This is a genomic window from Paenibacillus oceani, assembly GCF_014705615.1.
Classification (GTDB): domain Bacteria; phylum Bacillota; class Bacilli; order Paenibacillales; family NBRC-103111; genus Paenibacillus_AB; species Paenibacillus_AB oceani.
The window spans coordinates 103,273-123,945 of record NZ_JACXJA010000021.1; the positions used below are offsets into that span (position 1 = coordinate 103,273).

General features: G+C 55.6%; 17 protein-coding genes. 12 read left to right on the forward strand and 5 right to left on the reverse strand.

The genetic code is table 11. From position 1 onward, the window contains the following. The first annotated feature begins 370 nt into the window (after positions 1–370). The 7 genes from argC (at position 371) to argH (ending at position 8,817) form a co-directional block, all read left to right on the forward strand. Positions 371–1,420: an N-acetyl-gamma-glutamyl-phosphate reductase gene (argC, locus tag IDH45_RS16790; RefSeq protein ID WP_190929277.1), complete on the forward strand. Its 1,050-nt coding sequence runs from the start codon at positions 371–373 to the stop codon at positions 1,418–1,420. 141 nt (positions 1,421–1,561) lie between these two features. After that, a complete protein-coding gene (gene argJ, locus IDH45_RS16795; RefSeq protein WP_190929278.1) occupies positions 1,562–2,794 on the forward strand; it encodes a bifunctional glutamate N-acetyltransferase/amino-acid acetyltransferase ArgJ in 1,233 nt (410 codons plus the stop codon). Between the two features lie 63 nt (positions 2,795–2,857). Continuing rightward, positions 2,858–3,646: an acetylglutamate kinase gene (gene argB / locus IDH45_RS16800; RefSeq protein ID WP_190929279.1), complete on the forward strand. Its 789-nt coding sequence runs from the start codon at positions 2,858–2,860 to the stop codon at positions 3,644–3,646. Positions 3,647–3,699: 53 nt separating this feature from the next. Further along, positions 3,700–4,890 carry an acetylornithine transaminase gene (locus IDH45_RS16805; RefSeq protein WP_190929280.1) on the forward strand — a complete coding sequence of 397 codons (1,191 nt, stop codon included), beginning with the start codon at positions 3,700–3,702 and terminating at the stop codon, positions 4,888–4,890. Between the two features lie 69 nt (positions 4,891–4,959). Further along, positions 4,960–5,919, forward strand: a complete 960-nt coding sequence (gene argF, locus IDH45_RS16810; protein ID WP_190929281.1) for an ornithine carbamoyltransferase — start codon at positions 4,960–4,962, stop codon at positions 5,917–5,919. Between the two features lie 103 nt (positions 5,920–6,022). Beyond that, positions 6,023–7,264 carry an argininosuccinate synthase gene (locus IDH45_RS16815; RefSeq protein WP_190929282.1) on the forward strand — a complete coding sequence of 414 codons (1,242 nt, stop codon included), beginning with the start codon at positions 6,023–6,025 and terminating at the stop codon, positions 7,262–7,264. 134 nt (positions 7,265–7,398) lie between these two features. Beyond that, positions 7,399–8,817, forward strand: a complete 1,419-nt coding sequence (gene argH, locus IDH45_RS16820; protein WP_190929283.1) for an argininosuccinate lyase — start codon at positions 7,399–7,401, stop codon at positions 8,815–8,817. A gap of 144 nt (positions 8,818–8,961) precedes the next feature. Here argH and IDH45_RS16825 read toward each other — a convergent pair whose 3' ends face one another. The 3 genes from IDH45_RS16825 to IDH45_RS16835 all read right to left on the reverse strand — a co-directional run bounded on the left by IDH45_RS16825 (position 8,962) and on the right by IDH45_RS16835 (position 11,985). Continuing rightward, a complete protein-coding gene (locus tag IDH45_RS16825) occupies positions 8,962–9,852 on the reverse strand; it encodes a DUF4097 family beta strand repeat-containing protein (RefSeq protein WP_190929284.1) in 891 nt (296 codons plus the stop codon). A gap of 1 nt (position 9,853) precedes the next feature. Continuing rightward, the gene (locus IDH45_RS16830) at positions 9,854–10,384 is read right to left on the reverse strand and encodes a DUF1700 domain-containing protein (RefSeq protein ID WP_190929285.1); all 531 of its coding nucleotides are present in this window, start codon (positions 10,382–10,384) and stop codon (positions 9,854–9,856) included. Positions 10,385–10,515: 131 nt separating this feature from the next. Beyond that, complete coding sequence (locus IDH45_RS16835; protein ID WP_190929286.1) at positions 10,516–11,985, reverse strand: VanW family protein; 1,470 nt, start codon at positions 11,983–11,985, stop codon at positions 10,516–10,518. Between the two features lie 189 nt (positions 11,986–12,174). Between IDH45_RS16835 and ftsE the strand changes: the two genes are divergently transcribed. The 5 genes from ftsE to IDH45_RS16860 all read left to right on the forward strand — a co-directional run bounded on the left by ftsE (position 12,175) and on the right by IDH45_RS16860 (position 18,210). After that, a complete protein-coding gene (gene ftsE, locus IDH45_RS16840; RefSeq protein WP_190929287.1) occupies positions 12,175–12,861 on the forward strand; it encodes a cell division ATP-binding protein FtsE in 687 nt (228 codons plus the stop codon). Beyond that, complete coding sequence (ftsX, locus tag IDH45_RS16845) at positions 12,851–13,768, forward strand: permease-like cell division protein FtsX (RefSeq protein ID WP_190929288.1); 918 nt, start codon at positions 12,851–12,853, stop codon at positions 13,766–13,768. Before ftsE ends, ftsX begins: the two co-directional genes overlap by 11 nt. Positions 13,769–13,806: 38 nt before the next feature. Further along, positions 13,807–14,991: a murein hydrolase activator EnvC family protein gene (locus IDH45_RS16850; protein ID WP_223836722.1), complete on the forward strand. Its 1,185-nt coding sequence runs from the start codon at positions 13,807–13,809 to the stop codon at positions 14,989–14,991. Between the two features lie 86 nt (positions 14,992–15,077). Beyond that, on the forward strand, positions 15,078–16,532 hold the full coding sequence (locus IDH45_RS16855; RefSeq protein ID WP_190929289.1) for a S41 family peptidase: 1,455 nt from the start codon (positions 15,078–15,080) through the stop codon (positions 16,530–16,532). 385 nt (positions 16,533–16,917) lie between these two features. Continuing rightward, entirely contained in the window at positions 16,918–18,210 is a 1,293-nt protein-coding gene (locus IDH45_RS16860; RefSeq protein WP_190929290.1) for a PDZ domain-containing protein, read from the forward strand. An 823-nt stretch (positions 18,211–19,033) separates the two neighbouring features. On the opposite strand, the gene IDH45_RS16865 is transcribed toward IDH45_RS16860, so the two are convergent. Together IDH45_RS16865 and IDH45_RS16870 are read right to left on the reverse strand one after the other, a co-directional pair. After that, entirely contained in the window at positions 19,034–19,810 is a 777-nt protein-coding gene (locus tag IDH45_RS16865; RefSeq protein WP_190929291.1) for a flagellar motor protein MotB, read from the reverse strand. After that, positions 19,803–20,588, reverse strand: a complete 786-nt coding sequence (locus IDH45_RS16870; RefSeq protein WP_190929292.1) for a flagellar motor protein — start codon at positions 20,586–20,588, stop codon at positions 19,803–19,805. The genes IDH45_RS16865 and IDH45_RS16870 overlap by 8 nt, the downstream gene beginning before the upstream one ends. Between the last annotated feature and the right edge of the window lie 85 nt (positions 20,589–20,673).

The window sequence follows — 20,673 nt, forward strand, 5'->3', positions numbered from 1 at the left end:
AAGCCAGTTGCAGTTCCGTTCAATATTCCGTATGATCGAAAAAGAGACGAATCGCTCGTGAGCCATCTGCTGCGTGGCGGGTTTTCTGATGGGGCATGATCCGTCGCTCTTCATAGAACATTTCGATTTGCTGCACTTCAATTGGAGAGATGTTCAGCACAGTGTTTTTGGCTGATTTTGCTGATAAGGGAAGACGGGAATCCGGATAAAAAAGCGATTGAATTATTATTCTTTTGAATGTATAATGATGCATATGTTTCGGGACGGAATCATAGGATTGCGAGAAACAACGATACAAAAACGGCAGGCAACACCGGTCCTGTTCTTGGGAGAAAGGAACGGAACTTTGCTGTTATGGGGAGGCATAATCATGAACGGTAAGCTCAGAACGGCTATCGTAGGCTCGACCGGCTACGGCGGCGTCGAATTGATCCGGCTTTTATTGCAGCATCCGAAGGCGGAGATTACATCGGTCATTTCTTCTTCGAACGCAGGAGCTTTGTATGCGGAAGGGTATCCGCACTTATCGGAGATCGTTACAGATCGGCTCGAGGCGATTGATGTTGCGGCCATGAAGAGCAAGGCCGATGTTGTTTTTCTGGCGACTCCGCACGGGGTTAGCACGGAGCTGTCTCCGAAGCTGATCGATGCGGGGCTGAAAGTCATCGACGTGTCCGGAGACCTCAGGCTGAAGCAAGGAGATGTATACGAGACCTGGTATAAACATAAGCCTGCAGATCCGGCTTATCTGGATCGGGCGGTGTACGGATTGTGCGAAGTATTCGGCGAAGACGTGCGCGGAGCCGATCTGATCGCGAACCCGGGATGCTTCCCTACGGCGACGTCGCTCGGTCTCGTGCCGCTTCTGGCGGAAGGATGGATCGATCCGTCTACGATTATATCGGACGCGAAGACGGGCGTATCGGGGGCGGGACGCGGACTCGGCCTGGCCTATCACTACTCGGAGATCAATGAGAGCACGCTGGCTTACAAAGTGAACCGGCATCAGCATACGCCGGAGATCGAACAGACGCTCAGCCGCGTAGCCGGCCAGGAAGTAACGATGACGTTCACGACGCATCTGCTGCCGATGACCCGCGGCATTCTGGTCACCAGCTATGCGAAGCTTACGCAGGCCCGGACGGACGAAGAGGTCGTGAATTTGTTCCGCAGCTACTACGAAGGACGGAAATTCGTGCGGATTCGCCCGGTGGGCAAATATCCGGCGACGAAGGAAGTATCCGGCTCGAACTATTGCGATATCGGCGTATCGGTCGACGCGAGGACAGGCCGGGTAACGGTCATCTCGGTCATCGATAACCTGATGAAGGGCGCAGCCGGGCAAGCGGTACAGAACCTGAACCTGATGATGGGCTGGGACGAGTCGACCGGGCTCGACTTTACTCCGGTATATCCGTAACGGTTTTCTATAGATGCACCAGGACGAAATGGCTCATGGCTTCCGGACGCTGCTGTCGCTTAATGGTACGACTTCGGCGGTCTCGGGGGCTGTTCCAAATTATAAGTATTTGCAGTTTGCAGAAAGATGGTGGTGGTTGCGATGGCGCAGCATGGCGAATTTGTAGTGGTGGAGAATGGCTCGGTCACGACGCCGAAAGGGTTTCGGGCCGGAGGCTTGCATTGCGGTCTGAAGAAGACCCAGCGCAACGATTTGGGTGTCATCGTATGCGACGTTCCGGCTTCGGCGGCGGGCGTATATACGCTTAACGCGTTTCAGGCGGCTCCGCTGCAAGTGACGAAGGACAGCTTGGCGGTGGAAGGGAAGCTTCAAGTCATGCTGGTCAACTCCGGCAACGCAAATGCATGTACGGGGAAACAAGGCGATGAGGACGCGCGGACGATGCGTTCGGAAGCGGCCAAAGCGTTCGGCGTGCCAGATCATTACGTGGGCGTTACGTCCACTGGCGTGATCGGCGAGCTGCTGAAAATGGATAAAGTAACATCTGGCATTGCCGGGCTGCCTGAGCGCGTATCCGCTTCGGACGAAGGCGGAGACCAGTTTTGCCAGGCGATTTTGACGACGGATCTGACCAAGAAGTCGGTTTGCGTCAAACTGACGGTGGACGGCCAAACGGTACATATCGCCGGGGCGGCCAAAGGATCGGGCATGATCCATCCGAATATGGCGACGATGCTGGGCTTCATCACGACCGATGCGGCAGTTCCTGCGGCTTCGCTGCAAAAGCTGCTTAACGGAGTAACGGATACGACGTTTAATATGATCACAGTGGACGGAGATACGAGTACGAACGACATGGTGGTCGTGATGGCGAGCGGACTGGCCGGCAACGGCGAGTTGACCGAGAGCCATCCGGACTGGGAAGCGTTCGCCGCAGGCTTCCGCTATGTCGGCGAGGTGCTGGCCAAAGCGATCGCCCGCGACGGCGAGGGCGCCACGAAGCTGATCGAGGTGAACGTGGTCGGCGCGGAATCGGTGGAAGCGGCTCGCGCTTTTGCCAAGACGGTCATCGGATCGAGTCTCGTGAAGTCCGCTTGCTTCGGCGCCGACGCCAACTGGGGACGGATCATCGCTGCGATCGGTCGCGCCGGTTATCCGGTAAATACGGAGACGGTGGATATCCGTCTAGGCGATATCGTCACGCTGGAGCAGTCGCGTCCGGTGAAGTTCGACGAAGAGAAGGCCGCCGAATATTTGAAGGGCGAGTTCGTGCTGATTCACGTTGATCTGCATATGGGGGGCAGCGGCGCTACCGCATGGGGCTGCGATCTGACCTATGATTATGTTCGTATTAATGCGGCATACCGGACGTAATTTCGCTATTATACCATCCATTTTCCATAGAGAAGCGGTACAGAAGTAAAGGAGAACCGATTCATGAGCAACAACTGTTTTGTGATGAAATGCGGGGGGAGCACGCTGGCCGCGCTGCCCGACGCTTTTTTTCTGGATCTGAAGAAGCTGCAGGACGAAGGAACGATCCCGGTTATCGTACACGGAGGCGGTCCCGCAATATCGGATACGCTGGGCAAGCTGGGCATCGAAACGGAGTTTGTGAACGGACTGCGGAAAACGAACGAAGCGGTGCTCGACGTCGTCGAGATGGTGCTGTCCGGGCAAATCAACAAAGAAATCGTCCGTAAAATCCAGAAGTCGGGCGCCAAAGCGCTGGGCTTGTCCGGTGTAGACGGCCACCTGATTCAGGCGAAGCCGGTAGCGAATGCGCACGAGGTCGGGCTCGTAGGCGACGTTACGCACGTCAATGCGGAGATCATCCAAGGGATCGTCCGGATGGGTTATATGCCGGTCGTAGCACCGGTCGGGATCGGAGAAGGCGCACAGCGCTATAACATCAACGCCGATACGGCGGCAGGCGCGGTCGCTTCCCATATTGGCGTTGAGCGGATGATCGTCGTAACGGACGTGCCGGGCATTATGAAGACGGTTGACGGTGAGAAGCGGGTTTTACCTGTCGTGACCGTGGCGGATATTGAACAGATGATAACCAGCGGCGAGATATACGGCGGGATGATCCCGAAAGTACGTGCGGCGATCCAGTGCATCCAGGGCGATGTCAAAGAAGTCGTAATCGTAAACGGCAGCGAGCCGGAAGTGCTCAGCAAAGTGCTGCGCGGAGACAAGATCGGCACTCGTATCCAGCGATAGCAGCTGCGAGTTGTGATGGAACGGACGAACTGAAAGAAACGGAGTGAGCACATATGAGCGAACAACAAAGCGCACTGTTCCCCACCTATGCCAGATTCCCGATTACGCTCGTAAAAGGGGAAGGCAGCCGGCTGTGGGACGATCAAGGCAAAGAATATCTCGATTTCGCAAGCGGACTGGCAGTGACGAACCTCGGGCATGCGCCGCAAAAGGTAAAAGAGAAGCTGGTCGAGCAGCTCGGCGAGCTGTGGCACGTCAGCAATCTGTTTCATATCCCGAATCAGGAGAAGCTGGGCCAGCTGCTGGTCGACAACAGCTGCCTGGACGCCGCCTTTTTCTGCAACAGCGGTGCGGAGGCGAACGAAGCGGCAATCAAGCTGGCTCGCAAGTATAACGCCAAGGTGCTGGGCAAGCAGCGCTACGAAATTATTACATTCCATACTTCGTTCCACGGCCGTACACTGGCTACGCTGACCGCTACCGGACAGGATAAAGTGAAGGAAGGGTTCCACCCGCTTCCGGAAGGCTTCGTATACGCTCCATACAACGACGCGGAGGCGCTGAAAGGTTTCGTAACCGACAAGACGTGCGCGATCATGCTGGAGCTCGTACAGGGCGAGGGCGGGGTCAATCCGGCCGAACCGGAGTTCGTACAGGAAGTGGTGCGTCTGTGCAAGGAGCACGATCTGCTGCTCATTATCGACGAGATTCAAACCGGGATGGGCCGTACCGGTAAATTGTTCGCCTACGAGCATTACGGCATCGAGCCGGATATTATTACACTGGCCAAAGCGCTTGCGAGCGGATTCCCGATCGGCGCCATGCTGGGCAAAGCGAAGCTGCGCGAGGCGTTCGGCCCGGGCAGTCACGGCTCGACGTTCGGCGGTACGCCGATTGCGACGGCGGCGGGGATCGCGACAGTGGAGACGATGCTTGAGGAGAACCTGGCAGGACGCGCTGCAGAGATGGGAGACTACATCCTGTCCGAGCTGCACGCGAAGCTCGCCGGCAACCCGCTGGTGAAACAGATCCGCGGCAAAGGGCTGCTGATCGGAATCGAGTGCACCTTGCCGGCGTCGGAATTTGTGCCGGTGATTCACGAGGCCGGGCTGCTCGTCACAGCGGCGGGTCCTAACGTCATTCGTCTGCTGCCGAATCTGCTCGTCACACGCGAAGAGGTTAACGAAGGGATCGGCATCATTGCCGATGTTCTCGCCCGGAAGGCGGCCGCTTCGGTTAAATAATGCAACGAAACGATCAGGCGGGCGCCGGATGGAGCTTCCCAAGGCGCCCTGACATAAAGGAGGAGCAAGATGTCTGATATCGCGATTCAAGATATGGCCGCAAGCTTAAAGGGCCGGGATTTTCTCGGGCTCGTTGATTATACACCGGAAGAAATTCGTTATCTGCTCGACTTGGCAATCGATTTGAAGAAAAAGCAGAAATCCGGTCAGCCGTTCCAGCCGCTCAAAGGCAAAACGCTCGGCATGATATTCGAGAAATCGTCCACCCGGACGCGCGTATCGTTTGAAGTGGGGATGTATCAACTGGGCGGTCACGCTTTGTTCCTGAGCAAAAACGATCTCCAGCTGGGCCGCGGCGAAACGATATGGGATACGGCGCAAACGATGTCCCGCTACCTCGACGGCATTATGATCCGGACGTATGCTCACCGTACCGTCATCGACTTGGCGCGGGGCGCTACCGTGCCGGTCATCAACGGGTTGACCGACCGCTCCCACCCTTGCCAGGCGCTGGCCGACTACCAGACGGTTCTGGAGAGAAAGGGCAAGCTGCAAGGACTCAAAATCGCATATATCGGCGACGGCAACAATATGGTACACTCCTTAATGATGGGCGCTGCCAAGCTGGGCATGCATATGGCGGTCGCTTCGCCGGAAGGTTACGATCCCGATCCGGAAGTTGTCAAGAACTCCCGTGAAAATGCGGCGTTAACCGGCGGTTCGCTCCTGCTGACCCGCGACACGAGAGAAGCGATCGAGAACGCGGATGTCGTCTATACCGACGTATGGGCGAGCATGGGCTTCGAATCCGAGCAGGCGGCCCGAGAGATTGCGTTTAAGAACTATCAGGTCAATGAAGAGATGACCAGCTACGCGAAGAAAGACTACCTGTTCATGCACTGCCTGCCGGCTCACCGCGGCGAGGAAGTAAGCGAAGGCGTTATCGACGGGCCGAATTCGATCATTTTCGATCAGGCGGAGAATCGTCTGCATGCGCAAAAAGCGGTTATGGCCGCATTAATGTCCTAATGGTGACGTTGTAATTTTAGCCCGGCCGCGCAGACTGTATCGGGTCTGTACCGCCGGGCTCCCATAATCCGATGGATTCGTTTAGAGAGGGAGATCAGATCACATGGCGAAACAAAAAATCGTACTGGCGTACTCCGGCGGGCTGGATACATCCGTCATTTTGACATGGCTGAAAGAAACGTACGACGCGGAGATCATCGCATTCACCGCCGACATCGGACAAAAGGACGAGCTGGACGGACTCGAGGAAAAAGCGCTGCGCACCGGCGCCACGAAAGCGTACATCGACGATCTGCGCGACGAATTCGCGAGCGATTTTATTTACCCGATGTTCCAGGCCGGGGCGCTTTATGAAGGACAATATTTGCTCGGGACAAGCATCGCCCGCCCGCTGATCGCCAAGCGCATGGTCGAGATTGCACGCGCGGAAGGCGCAACGGCCATCGCCCACGGCGCTACCGGCAAAGGCAACGACCAGGTCCGCTTCGAGCTGACCGCAGCCGCACTCGCTCCGGAGCTGGAAGTGATCGCACCTTGGCGGATCGAAGAATTCCGCGAGCAGTTCCCGGGCCGCGCCGAGATGATCGCGTATGCGGAGAAGCATGGCATTCCGGTTACCGCTTCGGCAGCCAAGCCTTATTCGACGGACCGCAACCTGCTGCATATCAGCTTCGAGAGCGGCATGCTCGAAGATCCTTGGTTCGACGCTGCGGCGGACTCCAACCGCGATATGTACGTACTGAGCCGTTCGCCGGAAGAAGCTCCGGATGAAGCGGAATACGTAGAGCTGGAGTTCGAGCAGGGCGATTGCGTAGCCATTAACGGCCAACGGATGAACGCGCTCGAAGTGATGGAGACGCTCAACGAGCTCGGCGGCAAGCACGGCATCGGCCGCGTCGATATGGTCGAGAACCGTTTCGTCGGCATGAAGAGCCGCGGTGTGTACGAGACTCCGGGCGGAACGATCCTGTTCGTGGCTCACCGGAAGATGGAGTCGCTGACGATGGACCGCGATGTTATGCATTTGCGCGATTCGCTGATTCCGAAATATGCGACGCTCGTATACAACGGCTTCTGGTTCGCGCCGGAGCGTCTCGCGATTCAGGCGCTCGTGGCGGAAAGCCAGAAAAACGTAACCGGAACGGTTCGTCTGAAGCTGTACAAGGGCAACGTGATGGGCGCAGGCGTCAAAAGCCCGGTCAGCCTGTACAACCCGGACATCGCTACCATGGAAGCGGACCCGTCCAAAGCGTACAACCAAGGAGACGCTACCGGCTTTATCCGCCTGAACGCGCTTCGCCTGCGCGTAGCTTCCGGCGTGGAGCAAAACGCGAAGAACAAATAACTTTTGCGAAATTGGAAAAAAAGGGCAAGGAGGCGTTCCGGCAAGCCCCGCTGCATGCAGGCGGGCAAGTTCGGAGCGATCCTTGCCTTTCGAGCGCATAGACGAGGGTGTACCTTGAGGAGGGAATATACAGCGTGTCGAAGCTTTGGGGTGGACGGTTTACGAAAAAGACGGACCAGCTGGTCGAGGAATATACGGCGTCGATTATGTTCGACAAGGAGTTGGCCGAGGAGGACGTTCAAGGCAGCCTGGCGCACGTGACGATGCTGGGGAAATGCGGGATTTTGCCTGCAGACGATGTGGAGAAAATTCAGGACGGTCTGCTGAAGGTGCTTCAAATGATCCGTCGCGGAGAAGTCGAGTTTTCGGTATCCGACGAAGATATTCATATGAATATCGAGAAAACGCTGATCGAGGAAATCGGCCCTGTCGGCGGCAAGCTTCATACGGGGCGCAGCCGCAACGACCAGGTGGCGACCGATATGCACTTGTACTTGCGCAAGCGCGTCGTCGAATTTGTCGGCATGCTCGTGAAGCTGCAGGAAGCGCTGATCGGACAAGCGAAAGCGAATCTCGATACGATCGTGCCGGGGTATACGCATCTGCAGCGGGCTCAGCCGATCTTGTTCGCTCACCATATGATGGCATACGTGTCGATGTTCGACCGCGATATCGAGCGTCTGCGCGACAGCTACAAGCGCATTAATGCTCTGCCGCTGGGAGCCGGCGCGCTGGCCGGGACGACGTTCCCGATCGACCGCCACTTCGTGGCCGAGCAGCTTGGCTTCGAACGCGTCTATGAGAACAGTCTCGATGCGGTCAGCGACCGCGATTTTATCGTCGAGTTTCTGGCGAATGCTTCGCTTATCATGGCGCATCTGTCGCGGCTGTGCGAAGAGCTCGTCCTCTGGTCGAGCACCGAATTCCAGTTCGTCGAGCTGGATGACGCGTTCTGCACCGGCAGCAGCATTATGCCGCAGAAGAAAAATCCGGACGTCGCCGAGCTGGTGCGCGGCAAAACCGGCCGTGTCTACGGCAACCTGGTCGGCATGCTGACCGTCCTGAAGGCTCTTCCGCTTGCTTACAATAAAGATATGCAGGAAGACAAGGAAGGCATGTTCGATACGGTACGGACGCTCCAAGGAGCGCTGCAGCTGTTTGCGCCGATGATCGTGACGATGAAAGTGAACCGCGACCGGATGCGTCAAGCGGTGAACCAGGATTTCTCCAACGCCACCGATATCGCCGACTATCTGGTCGGCAAGGGCTTGCCTTTTCGTCAAGCTCACGAAGTGATCGGCAAGACGGTGCTGTACTGCATCCAAAATAAGAAGTATTTGCTCGACTTGTCGCTGCAGGAATTTCTGCAATTTTCGGAGCTGTTCGACGACAAAATCTACCAGGTGCTCCAGCCGGAGCAAGTGGTCAACGCCCGCAACGTCTACGGGGGGACGGCTACCGTTCAAGTATCCGCCGCGATCGGCCGCGCCGAGCAGGCGCTTGCCGCGAGCGAAGCCTGGTTTGAGGAATATATGGAGAAGAGCAGCAAGTAAGAGCGGAGGGGAAGTCCTCACGCTAATCGTCCATGCTGCTATCGCATGGCTCACATGCTCAAGCACGCGAAAACCCTCCCGCCATCGGCGGGAGGGTTTCTTTATGACGATCAGGGACAACCTGCTCACAGCGTGTCTCCGTTCTCACTTCGCTTCGATCTTAATCGAGCCAAACTCCGATCTTGCCTTCAGCAAGGGGCCGCCCGAACCGACGCTGCCGTCCAGTGTATTGTTTGTTTTGGTACGGGTCTGCAGATCCGGCAGATCGGCGCTTATGCCGCCCAACTCGTTTTTCAGATCGAGGCGAATCGGCGCGGAGCGCGGTACTTTTACATTCAGGCTGCCTGCTTCCGTGGACAGTTCCATCGACTCCGCCAGTTTGTCAAACGACAAATCGACGCTGCCGAATTCCGTCTCCACCTGTACCGAATCGGAAGGTTCCAGCCGCTTTGCTTCAATACGTCCCACTTCGGAGGATAATTCCAGCTTGGAGCCCTGGAAGGCGTCCAGCGAAATGTTGCCTACACTCGTTTCCAGCCGTAGCCGTTCGGCGCGAACCACACTCCCTGCGTCGATATGACCGACATCGGTGTCCAATTCTACGAGCTTGAAGTTTTTGTCGGGAAGGGCTACTTCTACCTGCAGCTTGGTCAGAGAGCCGTCCATCAGGTTCAGGAGCTCGAACAAGTTAAATTGAATCCATTTATTTCGCTTTTGCAGCTCGACTTCCGCCGTTAAAGTTCCGTTTGCCGCATTCAGTTGAATATCCGCGTTATTGCCCGGCCGGTCCGACATCGGGCCGGTCAGCCTCAAGTGAATATCCGAGTCGCTGCTCCGGACGAATTTGATATTCGGATAGTCCGAATGAATCGCGATCCGTTCTATATCCTGCGCGGACACTTTTTTCTCCACGTCGATTTGCTCCGTTTTGCCGCGAAATCCGTCCGCCGCCGAGTACACGATGATCGAGCCGGCCAGACCGCCGCCGAGACAGATCAGCCCGAGAGCAAACAATGATTTACGAATCCAGCCCATCTTAATACCCCCTCGCGGCTTTGACATTCAGGCCGATATACTTTTTGATCAGCAGCATAAATTTCGGTCCAACGTAAGAGACGCCCACCGTCAGGATCAGTCCGAGCCCAAACAGCGCCGTGCAGGAGAAGATGACGAACAGCATCTCCAGCAAACTGTCCGGAATCCCGTTGGCAAAATAATAAACTAACGGGGAGGTCAGCAAAATGATTCCCGCCAGCCCTAAGCTGAACAGTACCGCGCAGACGGCGATGAAGGGACCTAACACGAAGATGAGATTAAACAGGATCAGGGCGAAGCCTCCCAGAATAAGCCGCAGCGAAGAATCGCTTTTTTTGGAGCCGGGAGCAGCCGGGGCCGCCGCTCCGCTGCCCTGATATAAAATCCGGTGCACGACTTGCTCCTCCGTCTCCCCGCTTGCCAAAGCGTGGTGAAACAGGTCCTCGTACCGCTGTATGATTTGCGTCCGGTCCGGTTCCGGCACGCCGCGCAGCTTTTGATCGAGCATATCGAAAAATTCCGCTTTCGTCATCGCTTGCATCACCCTACCGATTCGTTTATTTTCTACACGATTACTATACACATTATCGGTCATAGTCACATAGTCCCGATCGTCATATGACTGTCACGTTTCGCGTCTGTTTCCGTGCACAAAAAAAGAAGTCAGCGTCCCTTGGGAAATACGGGACCGCTGACTCCGTCTTCGACGATCGGCTTGCCGCCTCCGGGCGGGCCGTTTTTCTCCTCCGGCCTGGCTTCGCCGTTATTGATCGCCACGAGCGTCGTTTGGGGCTGATACGTATCTTTGGACAGTTTTTCTCTACCGGTCTCGGCGCCGTTTTCTTTGCGAATCCGGTAGGTTTCCACAACGAATCCCGGCTTGCCCTGCTGGAGCAAGGTCTGACCGCCGAGCGGCAATGTTGGATTATGGACGTATTGAACCGGGGGCTCCAGCGTCTGAATGACATGGGATTCGACATCGTACGTCACATTTTCCGGCAGCCGCCCGAACAGTTTTACTGTTACCCGGGATTCGTCCGTTTCGGTGCGGATGAGCAAATATTGATCGCTGCTGTTGGTGAATACGAAGTTGATATAACCGCTTGCAAATGTGGCGTCCAGACCGAGCGGCGCGTAGCTGATCGGCAGCGTATGATTGCGCCGTTCGTTCACTTTCAGGCCGGCTCGCAGAACGGCGTTATACAGCGTCGTCGACACTTGGCAGATGCCCCCGCCGATTCCCGGTACCAGCTTTCCGTTGTAGATGACCGGGGCTTCCTGGAAGCCGTGTGTTTTCTCCGTCTCACGGATAATAGCGCCGTAGTCGAATTGTTCGCCGGGAGCGAGCAGCTTATCGTGAATCGTTCCTGCCGTGACTCGGATATTATGGTTCCGGCCTGCGGCGCTTCCGGGAGAGGTCGTCGAATACTCGGCGATCTTCCGGTCGATGCCTTGCGCCTGGAGCCGATCCAAGGTCATCTCCGGAACGGCTTCCTTCATCGGCAGGACGACGAATGGCGGCGGATCGGCGTTCCCCTCTTCTGTAAGCGCGCGATCGTTGAACCGCGAATAGGCGAGATCGGTCAGACGCTTGACCAGCTCCGGTACGTCAACGGCTGCGGCACGCTGCTCCGGAACGTATTCCACACGGTCGTCCGCCGTAATGCGGCGAACTGCGTTTCTGGTGACCGGGTTCATGGGAGCGGGCCATACTTTGGATAAAGCTTCGCGCAAGGCCGTTTCCGACAATTCGAGATGAACCGGAAGGACGCTGCCGCGCATCTGCCATCTCCGCTTGATCGTTTCGAGCCGGCTCCCTCCGAACCAATAGTCGGCCCATTTCGACAGCTCTTCCTCCCGGACCGACAAGCCCAGCTGTCCCCAATTGAAGGGATGGCTTCCCTCCGGATTTTCCCCGGGCCCAAGCCGTACGGTCTCCCCGTACAAGTTAGCAAGCCGGCTCTGCAGCTCGAGCCGGAATTGCCGCTCCGGCATACCGCCGATCGGTAAGTCTCCCAGACGGACACCCGGAGGAACGACACGCTGTCCCGAATACCACCAGAACGCTATCCATAACGCAACCATGCACGCGACGGCGGCCAGCAGCAGCGAGTTCATCGTACGTCGTTTCATAGCAACGCTCCTCGATTTAAAGGGGTACAACCTATGTATATGCGGGGGGCGCAGGGTATTACGACTAGCAAAAAAAGCGGCGATTGCCGGGCTAATCTGAAAGAATATGTAGAAAGACAAAGTTTTCTAGAGGATTTCGGGACCAGGTGTCGAACTCTTACATGTTAACTATTAACAGGATGTGATCGTGTGATCGAAATGCAAGATGTATGGAAGACGTATCCAGACGGAACCCATGCATTGAAAGGCATCAATGTGAAAATCGACGCCCACGAATTTGTATATGTGGTAGGCCCGTCCGGTGCGGGAAAATCCACGTTCATGAAATTGATATATCGCGAGGAGAGGCCGACCAAAGGCCAGATCTTCGTAAACGGTTTTAATCTAGAAAAGCTGCGCCAGCGCAAAATTCCTTATGTCCGGCGCAACATCGGAGTCATTTTTCAGGATTTTAAGCTGCTGCCGAAGATGACGGTGTATGAAAATGTCGCATTCGCGATGGAGGTCATTGAGGCGCCCAAGAAGCTGATCAAGAAGCGGACGATGGAAGTGCTGGAGCTGGTCAGGCTGAAGGACAAGGTCGGATCGCTGCCAAGCCAGCTGTCCGGAGGCGAGCAGCAGCGCGTGGCGATCGCCCGCGCCATCGTGAATAATCCGGCCGTCATTATCGCAGACGAACCGACCGGTAATTTGGACCCCGATACATCTTGGGGCATTATGAAGCTTCTCGAGGAGATTAATTTCCGGGGCGCTACGATCGTCATGGCAACGCACAACAAAGAAATCGTCAACACGATGCGCCAGCGCGTCATCGCCATCGAGAAGGGGAATATTGCCCGCGACGAGCTGAGAGGGGATTACGGCTATGAGGATTAGCACCTTCGGTCGGCACATCCGGGAGGGCGCTAAAAATGTTGTCCGCAACGGCTGGATGACGTTCGCCTCGATCAGCGCGATATCGATATCTTTATTTGTACTTGGCATCTTTCTTGTCTTGGCGCTTAACGTCAACAACTTGGCCGATCAGATCGAAAGTCAGGTCGAAATCCGCGTGTATCTCGAAGTGAATACGTCCGAGCAGCAGAAAAACGCCGTACAGCGGGATATCGCCTCCCTCGCCGCCGTCAAAAAGGTTACTTACGTATCCAAGGAGGAAGGGCTCGAGCTGCTGCGGGACAAGATGGGCGCGGAGGGCAAGGAGCTTTTGGAAGGCTTCGACGGGGAGAACAACCCGCTGAACGATTCGTTTACGATTGAAGTGAGCGATCCGCCGCTGGTCGGACAAGTGGCCGAACAGATCAAGGCGCTCGACGCACAGAACAACCCTCCGCTTATTTACAAAATCAACTACGGCAAAGGCACCGTCGACACGTTATTCAAAATTACCGACATCGTCCGCAACGTAGGTCTTGTGTTCGTTCTGCTTCTCGCGTTTACCGCAATGTTTCTTATCTCGAATACGATCAAGATTACGATTGTCGCACGCAGGCGGGAGATCGGCATCATGAAGCTGGTCGGAGCGACGAACAGCTTTATCCGCTGGCCTTTTTTCATAGAAGGCGCTCTGCTCGGCATCATCGGATCGGCGATCCCTGTAGGCGTTCTGCTGTGGGGATACGCGGAGCTTCTCACGTATACGAAAGTACAGCTCGGACTGATGCTGATCACACTGATCCCGGTTCACGAGCTTATTCTGATCATTCCCGCACTGCTGCTGGGTATCGGCGTGATGATCGGCATATGGGGCAGTATTTTGTCCGTTCGCAAGTTTTTGAGAGTGTAACAATCGGTCGGCCCAGACGCCAAGGAGGAATTCCTGTCTTGAAAAAGGTAAAAATATCGCTTATCGCCGTCTGCAGCTTATCTATGCTGCTTATGTCCGCGCCAAAAGAAGGGTATGCTATTACCAATGCTGAAATCGACCGCCAGCTCCAGCAAATTCAGAAAAAAGAGGCGGAAACCGCCAAAAAGCAGCAGGATGCGGACAAGCTTAAATTGGATATTGCCGCACGAAAGGAGCAGGAAGCGAGCAGCATTCAGGAGCTGTGGAAGCAGATCGAGGAACAGGGCGACAAGCTGAACGAAATTCAGAAGCAGATCGATACGTCGGCGACGCATCTGATGAAGACGACGGAAGAGCTTCAGGAAGCGGAACAACGCGTCGAGACGCGCGATCAGCTGCTCAAGTCCAGAGTGCGGCTCATGTATACGAACGGGTTCGTCTCGTATATGGACGTATTGCTCGAATCCACCAGCTTCAGCGACTTTTTGGACCGGTACCACGCGCTCAAATCGATCGTCAGCCAGGATAAGGATATTCTGGAGGCGAACAAACGGGATCGCGAAGCGGTGGCCCAGAAGAAAGTTCAGGTGGAGAATCAGCTCGAGGAAATCCGGCTGCTGTACGCCGAGAACGAAAAGATCAAAAACGCGCTCGTAGTGAAAGAAAAGGATAAGGAAGTACTGATCGCAAGCCTGGCCAAGCAGGAAAAGGACCTCGAGCATATCAGCGAGGAAGCGGAAGCGCAGCTGAACAACCTGGCCAAGGAGAAATCGAAGCTTTGGGCGGAGCGCAACAAAAACAACAGCAAGCAAACGTTCGTGTATAGCGGTGGAACCTTAAGCTGGCCGTTGCCAGGCAGAACGACGATCTCGTCCGGCTACGGTTACCGGGTCGATCCGATCAACAAATCGGACGCCAATCATAAGGGGATCGATATTCCGGCGCCTGCAGGAACGCATATCCAGGCGGCTGAAGCCGGAACGGTCATTATCGCCCAGTGGGTGAACGGATACGGCAATACGGTCGTCATCGATCACGGAGGCGGCTTGCAGACATGGTACGGGCATAGCCGGAAGCTGCTGGTAGAGGAAGGCGATCAGGTGAAGCGAGGGCAGTCGATCGCCGAAGTAGGCTCTACGGGGCGTTCTACAGGCAACCATCTGCACTTCGAGGTACGCAAAAACAATGCGCCGGCCGATCCGCTCCCTTATTTGAAAAAATAACGAACCGTGCTTATATTTGAACGGCTGGCATCATACATTGGAAACAGCGCAGACAGACAAGCCATAAGAGGCGGTGAGAAAGCACGATGTTCTGGAAAGGTCGCAATCTGTATATTTTCGTGGCGTTTATGCTGCTGGCGATGTTCGCGAGCAGCGTGCTGACGCTCACGATCGTCGGTCCGTTTTCGTTTGCCGAGCAGGGCAAGAGCGTATCGGGAGGCAAGGCGGAACAGTCGGGATTTACTGCCCAGGAGCTGAAGAAGCTCTCCACGACCTACGAATTGATCAAAACCCAATATTTGCACGAGGTCGATAAGACGAAAGTAATCGACGGCGCCATCCACGGCATGCTGGGCTCCCTGAACGATCCGTACACGACGTACATGGATCAGAAGGAAGCGCAGCAGTTCAACGACATGCTCAACTCCACGTTCCAGGGGATCGGAGCCGAGGTGTCGCTGGAAGACGGCAGAGTAAAGGTCGTTTCCCCGATCAAAGGATCGCCGGCGGAGAAGGCGGGCATCCGGACGAACGACATCATCATGTCGGTTAACGGAGAGAAGCTGGACGGGCTGACGTTGTCGGAAGCTGTAATGAAAATCCGGGGCACCAAAGGCTCTCAGGCGAAGCTGCAAATTATGCGGGCCGGAGCCGAGCCGATCGAGATCGTAGTCGTACGCGACGATATTCCGATCGAGACGGTGCACTCCGAAATGATGGACGGTCAAGTCGGCAAACTCGACGTCCGGGAATTCGTGCAGAATACGGCGAAGACGTTCAAGGAACACTTGAAGGCTCTCGAGGATCAGGGAATGAAAGCTCTTGTCATCGACGTCCGGAACGATCCGGGGGGTATGCTGAACGCGGTAGTGGACATGCTCGATCCATTCGTGGCCAGCGGCAAAACGGTCGTCCAGGTCGAGGACCGCAACGGACAGCGGGAGAAGACGGTGTCCAAAGGATCGAGCAAGCCGTATCCGATCGCGGTACTGATCAATAACGGAAGCGCGAGCGCATCGGAGATTATGGCGGGAGCGCTGAAAGAATCGGCCGGCGCTACGCTGGTCGGAGAGAAGACGTACGGCAAAGGTACCGTTCAGGTTACTTACCAGCACGAGTTGGGCGACGGCAGCAATATTAAGATGACGGTCATGAAGTGGCTCACCCCGAACGGGAACTGGGTGAATGAGAAAGGAATCGAACCGGATCTGACGGTGGATCAGCCTTCCTACTTCAAAGCGTCGCCGATGTCCAAGAAAACGACGCTCAAAACCGATACGCTCGGGGACGACGTCAGAAACTTGCAAATGATGCTTGAAGGTCTCGGCTACAAGCCCGGACGGATAGACGGCTATTTCAGCGAAGCTACCGCTCAGGCGGTCAAGTCGTTCCAAGGCCAGCACGGTCTGCCGGCTAACGGTGATGTGGACGTCGCAACGGCTAACAAAATCGAAGAAGCGATCACTAAAGAAATCCGCGATCCCAAAAACGACCTGCAATTAAAAGCGGCGGTCGAAGCGATGAAGAAGGCGGTCAAGTAGGAGCCGGAAGCATGCGGGCAAGCGGCCGGATATCGGAAAACGCTGGAAAGCTGCGGGAAACGGCAGGAATTCGCGATCGCAACGTCGAACCAAGAAGGGGAGGCTGATGGTTTATCAGCCGTCCCTTCTTTTTTTGTTGAATTTGGTGCGGACTCCCTTTTCAGTGCGAGTTCAAAAAGTCCGGTTTTCAGCACCGAGAAGATGGGATGAAGCAAGGAAATGAGGAGCGGAGCGTAGTGAAAGCTACGAGAGCACCGGAAGTTCCGGCTGAATTCCATATTCGATGTCGAGTAGGCTTCCTGTATCTGCTTCGTGATCAAAAGTGGACTTTTTGAACAACCTCTTGCAGAGGGAGATAGTTTATGCATAAAGGAGCGGTGCCTGGATGGAGATCGTGGCCGAACTGGCGCGAGGCGTACTGCGCGCTTTGCTTCAGCTTGCTGCTCAGCCGTTTTACTATATCGGGATTTTGTTCGTTATTTTGCAATATCACAAACAGATCGTGCTGGAACGCAAGTTGTTCTCCACCCGGCTGCACTCGATGCTGGATACGGCTTGGAAAACGGTCCTTTGGGGCATAGCTGCAGGGATGGCGGCATCGCTCGTCATGGCGTTCGTCGGCGCAACGGTACCGGCCGGCGCCTTGATCTGGTTGTGGGTATTGTCGGCGCTGCTGGCGGTATTCCGGATACGGTTTATATGTCTGGCCTACTCCGTCGGGGTATTAGGAATGCTGCACGTCATTACAGGCTGGTTTCCGGGGCTGGCGGAGATTCCGTACGTGGGCGCGGCCGTTAAGCCGCTTCAGAGCTTGCCCATCTCTTCGCTTCTCGCTTTAGTCGGCATTTTGCATTTGCTGGAGTCGTTTTTCGTCAGAAAGCAGGGGGCCGACATGGCTATGCCGTTGTTCGTGGCGGGCAAGCGCGGCAAGGTGATCGGCGGGTACCAGCTCCAGCAATTCTGGCCCGTGCCGCTGCTGCTGCTGGTGCCGGTTCAATCGGCCGGTGCTGCGGCAGCGCTGCCATGGACACCTTTGTTCGGAGGGGATATTTGGAACGCGGGCTGGACCTTTTCCGCGCTGCCGGTGATGCTCGGTTTCGCCGAGCGTACGGTGACCCGACTGCCGCAGCAGAAGGCGAAGCGAAGCGCGTCGCTCCTGTTCTTCTACTCGCTGGCCGTATTGGCCTTGGCGGCGGGGGCCGAATGGCTGCCCGGATTCGTGCTGATCGGTTCGGTTCTGGCGATTGTTCTGCACGAAGCTTTACTGTGGTGGAGCGGGCGGGAGGAGGCGGAGAAGCCTCCGTATTACGTGCATAACGAGCAAGGGCTGCGAATATTGGCTGTACTACCCGGCAGTCCGGCCAGCGAGATGGGGCTTGTTGCCGGGGAAATCATTCATAAGGTGAACGGTATACGGGTCCGGACCAAGGAACAGCTGCATGAAGCGCTCGGCGTCAACGGGGCATTTTGCAAGCTGGAGGTGATTAATACCGAAGGGCACAGCAAGTTCGTTCAGAGAGCTCTTTATTCGGGCGATCACCATTTGCTGGGCGTCCTGCTTGCTCCCGACGAGAAGGTAATGTATTACCTGGAAGAGCGGAACGTCAACTGGTTTACGAAAGCAGGACGGCGGAGCCAGGCGGCACCTTCCGCAGCGAAGGAGAGCGGAGCGCTGTAAGCGGCTGGACTCGGGCATTCGTCCGTCGAACGGTTGCATTTTGGAAGTCCGGCTGGCCGAGTTCTCCTGAGATTAACGAAAAACTCCAATTCCACCGACCATGGAACTGGAGTTTCTTGCTTCTAGTGCCTGACCTCGAAATTACACCAACAGATAAATCTACCAGCGTATGGGCAGCGGAGATCGGTGTCCGGATCCGGCAGCTTTTTTGCAGGGTGAAGCGATTAGCGGAAGAAAAACTTCCGCTAATGCGCCTGAAACCGTCCAGAAAGGTGGATAGCGGAACTATTACTTCCGTTATTTATGGAAACTTGCTTGAAATACATAGAAATCCTTCGTATAGAGGAAATAAAACTTCCTCTAACGCCCCTAAAAGAGTTCCATCGACGAATTAGCGGAATTAAAGTTTCCTCTATCTTCATTTGCAGGGAGCAAAACAAGGTTGAACCGTATTCTTTGCCAAACGCCATTGCTCGCCTGTTATATGAGGCTGTCGACTCCATGTGGACAACCAAGTGGAAAGGGAAAAGATTAGCTTCTGGCGAGTTTTGTCTGGGTTCCCCCACCTTACCATCCTTATTTAATCAAGGGATTCCGGACAACCTGTTTGAGCAGAAGAAGGTAACTTTTCACTTGAAACGGCCTGCTATCACTTCTACACATTGAATCGACAGCCTCTATATGCCGACTAGTACATCCTATCGCCCCGTCTGCGCAAACTCGCCGCTTCGGTAAGATCTGCTCGTACAAGTGTTGGGATTTTTACGTAGTAGCGTTGCATTAGTACTTCAGAGCCGCATCCAGCTCAGAGTTTATACTTGGATTATTTCTGATCGTTCCGCAGCACGACGATTTCGACTCTGCGGTTTTTTTGCCGGTTCGCTTCGGAATCGTTAGGCGCAACCGGCTTCGTGTCGGCATAAGCTGAGGAGATGAACGTACCGGTGTCCAGCTTGGCCGTATTGACGAAGTAGCGGATGACCGACACCGACCGGGCTTGCGAAAGTCCCCAGTTGTCCTGATAAGCCGATCCTGTAGCGAGCGGCAGGTCGTCCGTATGCCCCTCGATGCTCACTTTCGTATCCAGGGTGGGAAACAGGCTTGCCAGCTTCTCCAGCACGGGATAAGCCCCTTGCTTCAGCTCGGCTTTGCCAAGATCGAACAGAAACAGGTCGTTCAGCTTGATCGCGATGCCGCGGGGGGTATCGCTGGCGGACAGCTGCTCCTCCAGATGCTGATCGGCAATATATTGCTGAACGATTTTCAGCAAATTTTGCAATTCCTTCTCTTTTTCTTTCTCGGGATCGGAGTTTGGCTCCGTCTTGGATTCCGGCGGCTGCTGCGTCTGGTCGCCGGACTTCGGGTCCCCGGGAATCGCCTCGCCCATAATGCCGGTCCCTTTCGGGATGACCGAGGAGCCGTCGTTGAACTGCATCTGCAGCGCTCTGGACAACGTGTCGTATTTGGCCGAGTCGATCTTGCTCATCGCATACAGGATGACGAAAAAAATCATCAGCAGCGTAATCAGGTCGGCATAGGTGATCAGCCACCGCTCGCTGCTGGAATGGGAACCGGACGGCTGCTTGCGTCTCCTAGCCATCGGCGTTCGCTTCCTTCCGAACTTGCGCCTCCGTGTCGAGCAGCAGGAAGGACGTCAGCTTTTTCTGGATCATCTGCGGGTTATGTCCCGCCTGCAGAGCGAGCAGCCCTTCGAGCATCATCTCCATCTCGGCGATTTGCTCTTCGCTGCGGACTTTGATCTTGCTGCCGATCGGCAGGTAGATGACGTTCGCGCTGGCGACGCCGTACAAGGTGGCCGCGAACGCTACGGCAATCGATCCGGCGAGCGATTCGGGGTCGGACATGTTGCTCAGGACGTGGATCAGACCCATGACCGTACCGATAATCCCCATCGTCGGAGCGTAACCTCCGGCGGCTTCGAATATTTTCGCATAGCTGGCATGCAGCTTTTCGTTCGCTTCGATCTCAACTTCGAGAATTTGCCGGATCAGATCCGGGTCCGTGCCGTCGACCACCATCTGCAATCCGTCCCTGAGAAAAGCGTTCGGGTGCTGCTGAGCGCGGTCTTCTATGGCAAGCACGCCCTCCCGGCGGGCGATAACCGCCATCTCGACCAGCTCCTCGATCAGCTGCTCCGGTTTTGTTTTCCTTTCGCTGAACGCCATGCGGAGTGCTTTCGGAATCTGCTTCAGCTGCGATTTCGGGAAACTGACGACAACCGCGCCGATCGTGCCTCCGAACACGATAATGGCGGCGCTTAATACGAGCAGACCGTTGATATGGCCTCCATCCAGCAGGAAACCTCCCACCAATGCCAGCAGGCCGAGTATTATGCCTAGAATCGTAGTTAAATCCATGAAACAGACCCACACCCTTTGTTTGAAAATTTGCAACAATTCGGAAAAAGAAGTATAATATCTGATGAGAACAAACATTCGGTAG